Consider the following 12,751-nt stretch of genomic DNA (forward strand, 5'->3'; position numbering starts at 1 on the left):
GAATGCGCGCGCTATCCTGCCCGTGCGTTCGGCCGCGCCCACGCGCCGGGCCGCAGCGAGACGCCGTCTCGCCTTCGACATCGATCTACGGAGCACACGCCATGTTCAAACGCATCCTCGTCGCCATCGACGGCAGCCGCACGTCGCAACGCGCCTTCCAGACGGCGCTCGATCTCGCGGTCAAGCACGAGGCCGTCATGCAGCCGTTTTACGTCGTCGAAAGCGGGCCGCTCTACATGGACGTGCCCGGCTACGATCCGTCGCCGCTGCAGGCGGGGCTCGCCGAGCAAGGCGCGACGCTCGCCCGCGAGGCCGGCTACGCGATGAAAGCGCGCGGCATTGCCGGCAGCGTCGTGACCGCCGACGCCACCGCGAGCGATGACGTCGCCTCGCTGATTCTCTCGGCTGCCAGCACGTTCAATGCCGAACTGCTCGTGATGGGCACGCACGGCCGCAAGGGCATGCAACGGCTGATTCTCGGCAGCGTGGCCGAGCGTTGTCTGCGTCAGGCCACGCTGCCGGTGCTGTTGATTCCCTCGGCGGCAGGCGTTCCAAACGTTCCGGACGCCGCGGATAACCCATGATGTAAGCATTCGGCAAGGCGCCGGGGCGCGGCATTTTTTCGCGGTGTCGGCAACGTCTGCTATGGGACAATCGTTTTGTCATTTATCAAGAAACGAAGTCCGCCATGTCCGATTCGACTTCCATGCGGCGCCGAGCCGCGCATTGTTCGAGCTGCGCCATGCGCCATCTGTGCATGCCCGAAGGGCTGTGCGCGAACGATGTCTCGCGGCTGGAGAACATCATCTCCGTCACGCGCAAGATACGGCGCGGCGAGGCGCTATTCCGCACGGGCGACCCGTTCGATTCGCTCTACGCCGTGCGCTCGGGCTCGCTCAAGACGCTCGTCACGCATGACGTCAGCCGCGACGGCGGCCGCGAGCGCGTCACCGGGCTGTTACTCGCGGGCGACGCGCTGGGCCTCGACGGCATCGGCGACGGGCGGCACACGTGCGACGCGGTGGCGCTGGAAGACAGCACGGTCTGCGTCGTGCCGTACGCGCTTTTCGAGCGCATGTGCCGCGAAACGGACGCGCTTCAGCGGCGCATGCACCGCATGATGAGCCAGGCGATCAACCGCGAATCGGACCATGTCGTGCGACTCGGCATGCTGCGCGCCGACGAACGCGTCGCGCGCCTTTTGCTCGACATGTCGGCGCGGCTCGCGCGGCGCGGGTATGCCGCGACCGAGTTCACCATGCGCATGACGCGCGACGACATCGGCAGTTATCTCGGCATGACGCTCGAAACCGTGAGCCGCACGCTGTCGCGCTTCGACAAGCTCGGGCTGATCGAGGCGCACGGCAAATCCATCCGTATTCGCGATTTCGAGCGCCTGCGCAGTATCTGACCGCTGTTGCTGACAGTTTGCCTGCGGCCCCGCCTGACGCGGCTTCGCGGCGCACTGTTCGCCGCGCCCGAACAAACGCGGGCCATTATCGGCTTGGCACGCGCCTCGCTTCGCATTAGTCTTTTGTGATTTCCAGGGCACAGCCTTGGCCTGCCACGGAGACCGAGCGACATGAATCGCGAACCATCCCTGCGTCATCCGCTGCTCGACCGCCTCGCCGAAGCGCGCCGCGTCACGGACGAACTCTTCGATATCGTCAAGCGCGAGCATCTGTACGACCGGCCGATCGCCGAGCGGCACCGTATCGTGTTCTATATCGGCCATCTCGAGGCCTTCGACCGCAATCTGTTCGACCAGCGCCTCTTCCATCTGCCGAACGCCCAGCCTGCCTACGACCAGCTCTTCGCGTTCGGCATCGACCCGGTGGATGGCGGCCTGCCGACCGACGAACCCGGCGACTGGCCTTCGCTCGACGAAGTGCACGCGTACCGTGCGCAAGTGCGCGCGGACATCGACGCGCGCTTCGATCCCATCACGCTCGTCGCGCACCCCGTTTCCACCGACGACTCGCCCGCGAAGCTGCTGGAAGTCGCGATCGAGCATCGGCTCATGCACGCGGAAACGCTCGCGTACATGTTGCATCAATTACCGGTCGACAGGAAAAAAGCACCGGCCGATGCCGCGTCCGAGCGCACGTCGGACCGCGTCCTTTCGCATGAGACCGTGCACGTGCCGGCCGGCAGCGTGACGCTCGGTCTCTCGCGCGAAAGCCAGCGCTTCGGCTGGGACAACGAATTCGGCGAAATGCGCGTGGACGTGCCTGCATTCGAGATCGACCGCTATATGGTGACGAACGGCGACTATCTGCGCTTCATCGACGCGGGCGGCTACTGGAACCGCGAACTCTGGAACGACGCCGACTGGGCGTGGAAGGAGGCGCAGCGCATCGCGCATCCGGCGTTCTGGGTGCGCGGCGACGAAGGCGCCGACAGCCAGCGCCCAACGGACTCGGGCTGGAAGCTGCGCACGATGTTCGAGGAGATTGCGCTGCCGCTCGACTGGCCGGTCTACGTGAGTTATGCCGAAGCGAATGCCTATGCCCGCTGGGTGGGCAAGCGCCTGCCGACAGAAGCGGAGTGGCAGCGCGCGGCCATCGGCGCGCCGCACGTCGCGGAAGGCAACTTCGACTTCCGCCGCTGGGACCCGACGCCCGTGCAGGCGCATCCGGATAACCGCAGCGACTTCGGCGCGGAAGGGCAATACGGCAACGGCTGGGAGTGGACATCGACGACCTTCGGCCCGCTCGAAGGCTTCGAGCCGTTTCCGTTCTATCTCGGCTATTCCGCCAACTTCTTCGACGGCAAGCACTTCGTCATCAAGGGCGGCTCTCCCCGAACGGCTGCATGCATGCTGCGCCCGAGCTTTCGCAACTGGTTTCAGGGGCACTATCAATATGTCTATGCAGGCTTTCGCTGCGTGAACGCCCGCTGACCTCAACGGGTAAGCGCAGAACATTCGTTCGTTGAACGTATCGTTCCACCGCTTACCCGCTCCATCGACCGACAACGACGACGCTACCCGTCGATTCGTGCGACGAATGAAACGCTTCCTGCGGCCACGCAGTGAGTGCATTTCCATTTTCGATGGTCTACCATCGGCAGGACGAACGACGAGCGAGTGCATGACTGCAACGATGTGACGTGATCCACCGCGTGCATCGCAAGTCAGACGACTGCACTGCGCTCGACGCGACCACATCACCGAGGGTAGCCGATGCGAATTGCATTCATCGTCGACAAGTTGCCGGTTCCTTCCGAAACGTTCGTTCTCCGTCAGATGCAGGGCTTCGCCGAGCGCGGTCACGAGGTGTTCGTGCTGGCGGCGAAGTACGACGACTCCGCGGTGGATCCCACGCGCGGCCATGTGGAGTTGCGTGTATTTCGACAAGACGTCAGCATGCTGCGTCACTCGGTGTCGTGCGCGAAACTCGGCGCGCTCGCTTGCATCGACGACAAGCGGCGCAAGCGGCTGTCCGTCGCCCTGCGCGCGGCGGCGACCGGATGTCGTTCGGCGTTCATCGATATCGTCTCAGGCGGTGACACGGCGGGCATCGACTTCGACGTGGTGATCGCGCACTTCGGCCCGATCGGCGTGCGCGCGATGTATTTGCAGGAAGCCGGGCTGTTGACCGGGCCCATCGTCACCGTCTTTCATGGTTCGGACATGAGCGAACAGGCGGTGGTCGAACGATGGCTGCCGCATTATCGACGCCTCTTTCGCCTAAGCCCGCTGCTGCTGCCGATCAGTAATCTGTGGCGGAACCGGCTCATCGAATGGGGCGCGCCCGAATCGCGAACCAAGGTTCACCATGTGGGCGTGGAAACGCACCGGCTGAAGCCACAGGCGAGCAACCGGCCTTTGCATCGCCCGCTGAAGGTGCTGAGCGTGGCCCGATTCACCGAGAAGAAGGGACTCGCGTACGCGATCGAAGGCGTGCGCAGTTGCCGGCATCCGGTACAGCTGAATCTCATCGGCTTCGGGCCGCTCGAAGACACGCTGCGCCGCGCGGCGTCGTCCAGTACGAACGAGATCAACTTCCTCGGCAAGTGCCCACACGAGCGCGTGTTCGAAGAGCTGAAGAGCGCCGACGTGTTCCTGCTGCCCTCGGTCGTGGCGAGCAACGGCGATATGGAAGGCATTCCGGTCTCGATCATGGAAGCGATGGCAACCGGCGTGCTGGTCGTCGCGACGCGGCATAGCGGCATACCGGAACTCGTGACGCACGGCGTGACCGGCCTGCTCGTGGAGGAGCGCTCCGCAAGCGGCATTGCCGAGGCGCTTTCCGCAATCGTCGAAGGGAAAGTCGATGTGGAGGCGATCCGCACGAACGCCCGTCGCAAAGTGGAGAACGAGTTCAACGGCCAAGCGCTCGATGCGGATCTGGAAAGACTGCTTGTCCGGACGCTCGGATACGCGACTCCCGCCAATGGACAAGACCGCGAATATCACGGCGACGAGGTGGCGGTTGGTTGCAACCGTCCGCCCACCTAGCGCCTGCATGCTCGTTTGACCGTTCGGGCGTCGGGCTCCCCTGTCGAGCTACGTCGCGTCCACAATCCGCAGCTTGTCATCGCGCGTTTCGAACCGGACTCAGCGAGCGTCCGGAGCGACCGCTGATGATGGAGGCAAACGAATGACCGCCAGACAAATGCTCATCCACGGTCTCAAGTATTGCTTGCCCGACAAGGTGTTGTTAAGCCTCTATCATCGTCGCAGGATCGGACGGTTTCCGAATCTGCGCCATCCGGCCACATTCAACGAGAAGGTTCTGCAGCGGTGCCTCGCGCCGGACCCGCGCTATGCCGATCTTTCCGACAAGCTGAAGGTTCGCGCCTATGTGGCGGACAAGATCGGCGACAAGTATCTGATTCCGTTGATCGCTGCGCCGTCCTCCTTCACGCGGCGCGACTTCGACGCGCTTCCTTCCGCCTTCGTGATGAAAGCGAATCACGGTTGCGGGTTCGTGAAGCTCGTCCGCGACAAGCGCGAGACTTCGTTCGAGACGTTGAACGAGCTGGCGCAGCGCTGGTTATCGACGAACTTCTTCACGGTGGCGAGGGAGCGGCATTATCAGGCTATCCAGCGACGCATTCTGTTCGAGAAGCTCCTTCTGGGCCCGGACAACAAGGTGCCGCCCGATATCAAGATCCATGTCTTCAACAGAAACGCCGACAATCCGCAGATTTTCATTCTCGTCATATCGGATCGCTTCGAGGGGCATCCACGCGGGGACATTTACGACGCGCATTGGAACCGGCTCGACATCAAGATGGGGCATTACGCGCGCAGTGACAAGCCCGCTCCGCGTCCAGACAACCTCGACGAAATACTATGGGTAGCGCGCACCCTGGCGAGCGATTTCGACTTCGTGCGCGTGGACCTCTATAACGTGCAGAATCATATTTACTTCGGTGAACTGACGTTCACGCCGGGCGCGGGTCTTTTCCCGTTGACGCCCGATAGCGTCGATTACGAGTGGGGCAGCCTGATGTAAGCGGGATTCAGCCACACCGCCTAGCGCTCACGTCGGGCGGCGACCTCAGGGTCTTCGAGAAAAGCCGCGCACGCTTCTCGACGCGGCAGTACGCATGATCGAATTCGCATGCGACGCGTTAAGACCGTCCAACCACGACGAGCCCATTAACCGGCGACTCGAGCAGGCAAGTAATTAGTTCCGCCTAGGGTCGATCAGGATGAAATAAGACCCGACGCGCATGGTTCGGGCACATTAACGAGATGGTACACTGCCGCCGCCGTGGAGGCCGATGCGCGCCATCGGGTGGTGACGCGGAGACGCTCGTCCAGCTTACGTTCAACGCTCGCGCGCGAGACACGCGGAATCTCCCGTCCGCGACGCTGCATTCGCCGAACTGACAGAAACAACAGCTAGTCTTTCCACTGGCGAAAAAAACTGCATTGAAGTAAGTTCTGGCGGGTAATAGCGACTGGACAAACGTCCGCATCGGTGCTCGCACGCTAAAGAAATCTTCCGCGAGGACGAAAACGAGATTGAGCCACCACGCGCGGTAGCTCACGCCTGCCTAACAAAAAACATGGCCGCTATCTTCGATTATCTGTTGGACAGTCAAATATCCCGGCAATGGCGAGGCATGCTGGCCGCGCTCGCGGATGAGTTCGAGGCGCAGATCGGACATGGCGAGCTGCGCGAGCTGATGCATCGCGTGGGCAGCCGTTTTGCGAAGGCGCATGCGCTGCCGCCCTGCGATTCGACCTCCGCGCTCGCCGACGCGCTCAACGCGCTGTGGCGAGACACCGACTGGGGCTTCGTCGAACTGTCCGACGAGCGCGACCACCTGAGCATCGTGCATTACTGCGCGCCATTGCCGGCTTTCGGCGAGAGCGCCCTCGCGTGGACGCCGGCGTTTCTCGAAGGCGCGTATCAGCAGTGGCTCGCCGGCCTGGGCGCGCAAGGGCTCGCTGTCCGACAGGCAAGCGAATTCGGCGGCGACGCCGCCATCGAGTTCAGGCTCGCGCGCGCCGCAGCCTGAATTCGGCATTTCGAATACCGGTGACCGCCGCCTCGACGCGGCGGCATCGACCGCCCGGTTCGGCGGACCACAACGAGCAGTACCGGCCACGCATCACGTAAGGCACGACGAGGAAGCGGCATCATGAGTACTTCGCGCGATATCCAGAAGCTGTTCGACCATTTCGGCGGCAATGCAGGCGATTACCAGGAAATTGGCCGGGAGAACGAGGCGCAGTCGGCGCGCACCCGCTGGCCGTTGCTCGCGACGCTCGACTTCGCGCAGCCCGCCATCCCCGACATCGCGCCGCGTCGCGAGGCGCCGATGCCTTCGAGCGAGCCGTCCGACGCGCAACCCACGGGCATGCCGATCAATCGCGGCAAGCGCCAGCTCTTCATGCGCGCGCATCGCCGCGCGATTCCGCCGGTCAATCCGCCCGCCGCAGAATTGCTGAGCGCGTCGCGCTTTTCGGCGATGGGCGATTCGGCGTCGCAAGAGACCGAAACGATTCCGCATTCGCCCGTTGCCGCCGTTCCCGCCGCTGCATCGGTTCCGCCGGTCGCCAACGCGGCCGCAGCGCCAAAGCCGGAACCGGCGCGCCGCGTCCCCGCACAAGTGCCTGAAAGCGCCACGAGCGCGCCTGCGCCCCAGTCCATTCTCGGCAAGCTCTTCAGGCCGCAAGCGCAGCCGGCGACGAACGCACCCGCGGATTCCCTCAACGTCCTGTTCGAACGTCTGCGGCACGCCGGCCGCCCGGAGAGCGAACCCACAAACACGCGCGCCGGCCGCCTTCCCCGCTTATGAGAGTCATCACGGTAGTTTCCGCGAAAGGCGGCGTCGGCAAGACGACGCTCGCCGCCAATCTCGCCTCGGTGCTGGCCGCGCGCAACCGCCGCGTCATCGTGCTCGATCTCGATCCGCAGAACGCGCTGCGCCTGCATTTCGGCATTCCGCTCGACAGCATTGACGGCATCTCGCGCGCGACGCTGAGCCGCGAGCCGTGGCAGTCGGTGATGTTCGACGGCGTCGATGGCGTCACCGTGCTGCCCTACGGCGCCGTGACCGAGGACGACCGCCGCCGCTTCGAGGCGCTCGTCGACAGCGATCCGTCGTGGCTCGCGCGCTCGCTCGACGCGCTCGCGCTGGATGCAAACGACATCGTGATCGTCGACACGCCGCCGGGCTCGTCGGTCTACACGCGCACCGCGCTGACGGCCGCGAACTTCGCGCTGAACGTGGTCCTGGCCGACGCCGCCTCTTACGCCGCGATTCCCGGCATGGAGCGCATGGTCGATGCCTATGCCGCGCCGCGACAGGACTTCGCGGGCCAGGGCTACGTCGTCAATCAGGTCGATCAGTCGCGCCAGTTGAGCAAGGACGTGCTCAAGGTGCTGCGCAACATGCTCGACGCGAAGCTGTTCCCGGGCGTGATCCATCAGGACGAAGGCGTCTCCGAATCGCTCGCGTGCGACACCACGCTCATTCACTACGATCCGCTCTCGCAAGCCGCCGCCGATCTGCGCGCGTGCGGCGACTGGCTCCTCGCCGCCATCGATGCGATGGCCGCTTCTTCGAGGAAGCTCGCATGAGTTCGGCCAAGATACCGTCGCCCGAAACGGAAGTGAGCGTCGCGACCTCGCGCCTCGAACGTTTCGTCGATGCAAGCATCTGGGGCAGCCGCATCGTCGTCGTTCTCCTCACGATGTTCGCCGCGTTCGCGCTGTACTTCGTCGTCACGGTGCCGCTCGCGTTCGGCCAGCAGCTCGCGTTCGCGAGCATCTGCTTCGTCTGCGCGCTGGGATTCCGGCGTCTGCAGGGACAATACGCGACGCTCGTGATGATCATGCTCTCGATCGTTGCGTCGGGCCGCTACATGTTCTGGCGGCTCACCGAAACCACGTACTGGGAACGCCCGCTCGACGCCGCCTGGGGCCTGCTGCTGGTCACGGCCGAAGTCTACGCGGCGCTGGTGCTGCTGCTCGGCTACTTCCAGACCGCGTGGCCGCTCAAGCGCAAGCCGCTGCCGCTGCCCGCGGACCGCAGCCAGTGGCCGACCGTCGACATCTTCATTCCGACCTACAACGAGCCGCTCTCGGTCGTGAAGCCGACCATCTACGCCGCGCTCGCGCTCGACTATCCGACCGACAAGCTCGCCATTCACGTCCTCGACGACGGCCGCCGTCCCGAGTTCAAGACGTTCTGCGAGGAAGTCGGCGTCAACTGGACGATCCGCACGCATAACCGCCACGCGAAGGCGGGCAACATTAACGAGGCGCTGAAGGTCACGACGGGCGAATACCTCGCGATCTTCGACTGCGATCACATTCCGACGCGCTCGTTCCTGCAGGTCTGCCTCGGCTGGTTCCTGCGCGACAAGCTGCTTTCGATGCTGCAGACGCCGCACCATTTCTTTTCGCCCGATCCGTTCGAGCGCAATCTCGGCACGTTCCGCAAGGTGCCGAACGAAGGCGAACTGTTCTACGGCCTCGTGCAGGACGGCAACGACCTTTGGAACGCGACGTTCTTCTGCGGCTCGTGCGCGGTGTTGCGCCGCACGATGGTCGAAGAGATCGGCGGCATCGCGGTCGAAACCGTCACGGAAGACGCGCATACGGCGCTCAAGCTGCATCGGCTCGGCTATACGACCGCGTATCTCGCGATCCCGCAGGCGGCCGGGCTCGCCACTGAAAGCCTGTCCGGGCATATCGGGCAGCGCATCCGCTGGGCGCGCGGCATGACGCAGATTTTCCGCATCGACAATCCGCTCACCGGCAAGGGCCTCAAGCTCGGCCAGCGGCTCTGTTATCTCAACGGCATGCTGCACTTCTTCTATGGCGTGCCGCGTCTCGTGTTTCTCACCGCGCCGCTGTCGTATCTCTTCTTCGGCGCGCACGTCATCGAAGCGGCGGCGAGTACCATCGCCATCTTCGCGCTGCCGCATATGATGCACGCGAGCATCACCAATTCGCGCATGCAGCGCAGCTTCCGCCATTCGTTCTGGGCCGAAGTGTACGAGTCGGTGCTCGCGTCGTACATCACCGCGCCGACGCTGCTCGCGGTCATCAACCCGAAGCTCGGCAAGTTCAACGTGACGGCCAAAGGCGGCCAGATCGCGAAGGACTACTTCGACTGGACCATCTCGCGGCCGTATCTGTTCCTGCTGCTCTTGAACCTGCTCGGCTTCGTCGCGGGCATCGTGCATATCGGCATGTACTGGCACGTGCGCAGCGAAGTGAACACGACGCTGCTCAACCTGTGCTGGACGGTCTACAACATGCTGATTCTCGGCGCGTCGGTGGCGGCGGCGAGCGAGCGCAAGCAGGTGCGCGCGACGCATCGCGTGTCGATGAAGATGCCCGTCATGCTCAAGTTCTCGACCGGGCGCACGCTCGCCTGCGAGACCATCGACTATTCGGAAGGCGGCGTGGGCGTCGCGCTGCCGGGCAAGATCGCCGTGCCGATGCACGAGCGCGTCACCGTCTCGCTCTTTCGCGGCGACGAGGAATACGCGTTCCCCGCGACCGTCGGCTATACCGAGCCGGGCCGCGTCGGCCTGCGCTTCTCCGAGCTCACGCGCGAGCAGGAATACGACTTCGTGAAGACGACGTTCGCGCGCGCCGATGCCTGGACCGGCTGGTCCGAAGGACGCCGCCCGGATACGCCGCTGCGCGGCCTGTCGCACGTGCTGCTGGTCGGCACGCGCGGCATCGCGGGATTGTTCGAGCATTTGTACAGTGACCTTCGTACCTGGATGAACAAGCGCCCGGTCGATGTGAACAAGCTGAAAACCAAAGACCGATAATGGGCATGGGTATGTCGAAGTTGCGCGTTGAACAACAAACGGGCGAGCGCGCGCCGCGTTTTTGCGAACGACCTTTGGCGCGTGCATTGGCCGTCTTCGTGGCCTTGCAGACCGCGCTCGCCGCGCCGTTCGCGTCCATCGCGGCGGCGGCAGAGAGCACGCCAGCGGCAAATGGCACGCAGCAGGCGACCGGCGTTGGCGCCGTGCCCGCGCCGGGTCCGGCCGTCGTCTACAACCCCGCCGCGATCCAGCAGCCGGCGCTCGCGATGCCCGTTCCCGCCTTCTCCGGCAAGCCGGACAAGCCGCTCACCTCGCGCATTCCGACGACCGCCGATCCCGGCACGCTGGTGCCCGGCGGCCGCCGCCAGACGCTGACCTTCGCCGATTACGGCGCGCTCGATCCGCTGCAACTGCGCGGCACCGACGGCCAGAACGGCATCGCGTTCTCGGTGCGCGGCGACGAAGTCGTGACCGGCGCGGTGCTGCATCTGATCTACAGCTATTCGCCGTCGCTGTTGCCGTCCATTTCGCAACTGAAGGTGCTCATCAACGGCGAGGTCGCCGCGACGCTGCCCGTGCCGCGCGATCAGGCGGGCACGCTCGTCGCCCGCGACGTGGCGATCGATCCGCGCTTCATCACCGAGTTCAATCACCTCAACGTGCAGTTGATCGGCCATTACACGCAGCAGTGCGAGGACCCGTCCAATTCGACGCTGTGGGCGACCGTCAGCAACGCGAGTTCGCTCGACCTCACGTATGCGTCGATTGCCAGCAAGCCCGACCTCGCCGCGCTGCCGCTGCCCTTCTTCGACCGCCGCGACGTGCGCCGCCTCGAACTGCCGTTCGTATTCGCGGGCAAGCCGAGCCCGCCTGCGCTCGAAGCGGCGGGAACAGTCGCGTCGTATTTCGGCTCGCTCGCGGGCTATCGCGGCGCGGTCTTCCCGGCGCAGACCGACAACGTGCCGCTGTCGGGCAATGCCGTCGTCTTCGCCGTCGGCGATGCGAAAGTCGCGGGCGTCGCTATTCCGCCGGTGTCCGGTCCGACCATCGCGCTCGTCGAACGCGATGCGAACGCGCGCGGGCGTCTGTTGCTCGTGCTGGGCCGCGACGACAACGAACTGAAGACCGCTGCGAAGGCGCTGGGCGTCGGCCGCAACGCGCTGTCGGGCACGAGCGCGACCATCACGCAGTTCAACGACCTGCAACCGCGCCGCCCCTATGACGCGCCGAACTGGCTGCCGGCCGACCGCCCCGTGCGCTTCGGCGAACTGGCCGAAGCGCAGGACCTGACCGCGCACGGCTACGACGCCGACGCGGTGCGCGTGAACCTGCGCGTGCCGCCCGATCTCTTCATGTGGCAGACGAAGGGCGTGCCGGTGGACCTGCGCTATCGCTACACGGTGCGCCCCGCGCCCGACCGTTCGTCGCTCAATATCAGCGTGAACAACGGCTTCGTGCAGTCGCTGCGCATTCCGGCGGTGTCCACCTCGACGTTCGATCTCGGCACGTACTTCAGCCGCGTGCTGCCGGACAAGACGGTCGCCGCGCGCCGCGAGATTTATCTGCCGCCGTTGCTCATCACGCCGCGCGCGCAACTGCGCCTGCACTTCTACTACGACATTCCGAAGACCGGCGAATGTCAGGGCCGCGTGCTGGATAACGTCGTCGGCGCGGTGGATCCGAATTCGACCATCGACCTCTCCGGCTTCCCGCACTACATGGCGCTGCCCGATCTGGCCGCGTTTGCGAACGGCGGCTTTCCGTTCACGCGCATGGCGGACCTTTCAGAGACGGCGGTCGTGCTGCCGAACGAGCCGAATTCGGCGGACTACAGCCTGTATCTGCTGGAAATGGGCCGCATGGGCGCATCGACGGGTTATCCGGTGACGGGCGTGACCGTGACGAGCGCGAACGATGTGGACCGCTTCGCCGACAAGGACCTGCTGATTCTCGGCTCGCCGGGACGCCAGCCCTTGCTGCAACGCTGGGCGAAGCAGATGCCTTTTTCCGGCGATGGGGACGCGCGCACCTTCCAGCTTTCCGATGTGGCGTTCAAGCTCGTCGACTGGTGGCATGGCGAGCAAGGTCCGGAACGCTCGCCTGCGCGCGCGGACCTCTCGCTCGTAAGTTCGAGCGGCGATGCGCTCCTGACCGGCTTCGAGTCGCCGCTCAAGAGCGGACGCAGCGCGGTGGCGCTCATCAGCGCGGCGGGGCAGTCGGACGCCGATCTGTCCGCCGCCCTGCTCGACAATGATCTGCTTCCGTCGATTCAAGGCGCGATGGCCGTGATCCACGGCCGCACGGTGACGGTCACGTCGAACGGCGAAGCGTATTACGTCGGCCATCTCTCGCCGATGCACTACATGCGCTGGGCGCTGTCGTCGCACCCGTTTCTGCTGGTGATCGCGGGCGTGCTCGCCTCGCTCATCATCGCTGCCCTGTTCTATCGCGCGCTGCGTTCCATCGCCGCGCGGCGTCTGAGGGACTGAC

Annotated in this window: 10 protein-coding genes; all 10 read left to right on the top strand. The window is 64.8% G+C overall.

What is annotated here, in order from left to right:
- Positions 1 to 101: 101 nt before the first annotated feature.
- The 10 genes from HWX53_RS14945 to bcsB all read left to right on the top strand — a co-directional run bounded on the left by HWX53_RS14945 (position 102) and on the right by bcsB (position 12,750).
- Positions 102 to 584 (top strand): universal stress protein, encoded by a 483-nt coding sequence (locus HWX53_RS14945; protein ID WP_175942050.1) that lies wholly within the window; start codon positions 102 to 104, stop codon positions 582 to 584.
- Positions 585 to 688: 104 nt separating this feature from the next.
- A complete protein-coding gene (locus HWX53_RS14950) occupies positions 689 to 1,411 on the top strand; it encodes a helix-turn-helix domain-containing protein (protein ID WP_175942052.1) in 723 nt (240 codons plus the stop codon).
- A gap of 171 nt (positions 1,412 to 1,582) precedes the next feature.
- Positions 1,583 to 2,902 (top strand): SUMF1/EgtB/PvdO family nonheme iron enzyme, encoded by a 1,320-nt coding sequence (locus tag HWX53_RS14955; RefSeq protein ID WP_175942054.1) that lies wholly within the window; start codon positions 1,583 to 1,585, stop codon positions 2,900 to 2,902.
- A 282-nt stretch (positions 2,903 to 3,184) separates the two neighbouring features.
- Positions 3,185 to 4,462: a glycosyltransferase gene (locus HWX53_RS14960; protein WP_175942056.1), complete on the top strand. Its 1,278-nt coding sequence runs from the start codon at positions 3,185 to 3,187 to the stop codon at positions 4,460 to 4,462.
- A gap of 142 nt (positions 4,463 to 4,604) precedes the next feature.
- Entirely contained in the window at positions 4,605 to 5,465 is an 861-nt protein-coding gene (locus HWX53_RS14965; RefSeq protein ID WP_175942058.1) for an ATP-grasp fold amidoligase family protein, read from the top strand.
- Between the two features lie 559 nt (positions 5,466 to 6,024).
- The gene (bcsD, locus tag HWX53_RS14970) at positions 6,025 to 6,480 is read left to right on the top strand and encodes a cellulose biosynthesis protein BcsD (RefSeq protein WP_175942060.1); all 456 of its coding nucleotides are present in this window, start codon (positions 6,025 to 6,027) and stop codon (positions 6,478 to 6,480) included.
- 123 nt (positions 6,481 to 6,603) lie between these two features.
- A complete protein-coding gene (bcsP, locus tag HWX53_RS14975) occupies positions 6,604 to 7,263 on the top strand; it encodes a cellulose biosynthesis protein BcsP (protein WP_175942062.1) in 660 nt (219 codons plus the stop codon).
- Positions 7,260 to 8,048 (top strand): cellulose biosynthesis protein BcsQ, encoded by a 789-nt coding sequence (gene bcsQ / locus HWX53_RS14980; protein ID WP_175942064.1) that lies wholly within the window; start codon positions 7,260 to 7,262, stop codon positions 8,046 to 8,048. Before bcsP ends, bcsQ begins: the two co-directional genes overlap by 4 nt.
- Complete coding sequence (gene bcsA, locus HWX53_RS14985; RefSeq protein WP_175942066.1) at positions 8,045 to 10,261, top strand: UDP-forming cellulose synthase catalytic subunit; 2,217 nt, start codon at positions 8,045 to 8,047, stop codon at positions 10,259 to 10,261. The genes bcsQ and bcsA overlap by 4 nt, the downstream gene beginning before the upstream one ends.
- Positions 10,261 to 12,750, top strand: coding sequence for a cellulose biosynthesis cyclic di-GMP-binding regulatory protein BcsB (gene bcsB, locus HWX53_RS14990; protein WP_175942068.1), 2,490 nt, complete (start codon positions 10,261 to 10,263; stop codon positions 12,748 to 12,750). Before bcsA ends, bcsB begins: the two co-directional genes overlap by 1 nt.
- Position 12,751: the final 1 nt, after the last annotated feature.

It is taken from the genome of Caballeronia sp. BCC1704 (genome assembly GCF_902833455.1).
Lineage (GTDB): Bacteria > Pseudomonadota > Gammaproteobacteria > Burkholderiales > Burkholderiaceae > Caballeronia.

What these genes read in the sequence shown, in the direction of transcription:
- HWX53_RS14945 (WP_175942050.1), top strand. Translation starts at nt 102, where the DNA reads ATGTTCAAACGCATCCTCGTCGCCATCGACGGCAGCCGCACGTCGCAA.
- HWX53_RS14960 (WP_175942056.1), top strand. Translation starts at nt 3,185, where the DNA reads ATGCGAATTGCATTCATCGTCGACAAGTTGCCGGTTCCTTCCGAAACG.
- bcsD (WP_175942060.1), top strand. Translation starts at nt 6,025, where the DNA reads ATGGCCGCTATCTTCGATTATCTGTTGGACAGTCAAATATCCCGGCAA.
- HWX53_RS14950 (WP_175942052.1), top strand. Translation starts at nt 689, where the DNA reads ATGTCCGATTCGACTTCCATGCGGCGCCGAGCCGCGCATTGTTCGAGC.
- bcsQ (WP_175942064.1), top strand. Translation starts at nt 7,260, where the DNA reads ATGAGAGTCATCACGGTAGTTTCCGCGAAAGGCGGCGTCGGCAAGACG.
- bcsB (WP_175942068.1), top strand. Translation starts at nt 10,261, where the DNA reads ATGGGCATGGGTATGTCGAAGTTGCGCGTTGAACAACAAACGGGCGAG.
- HWX53_RS14955 (WP_175942054.1), top strand. Translation starts at nt 1,583, where the DNA reads ATGAATCGCGAACCATCCCTGCGTCATCCGCTGCTCGACCGCCTCGCC.
- bcsP (WP_175942062.1), top strand. Translation starts at nt 6,604, where the DNA reads ATGAGTACTTCGCGCGATATCCAGAAGCTGTTCGACCATTTCGGCGGC.
- bcsA (WP_175942066.1), top strand. Translation starts at nt 8,045, where the DNA reads ATGAGTTCGGCCAAGATACCGTCGCCCGAAACGGAAGTGAGCGTCGCG.
- HWX53_RS14965 (WP_175942058.1), top strand. Translation starts at nt 4,605, where the DNA reads ATGACCGCCAGACAAATGCTCATCCACGGTCTCAAGTATTGCTTGCCC.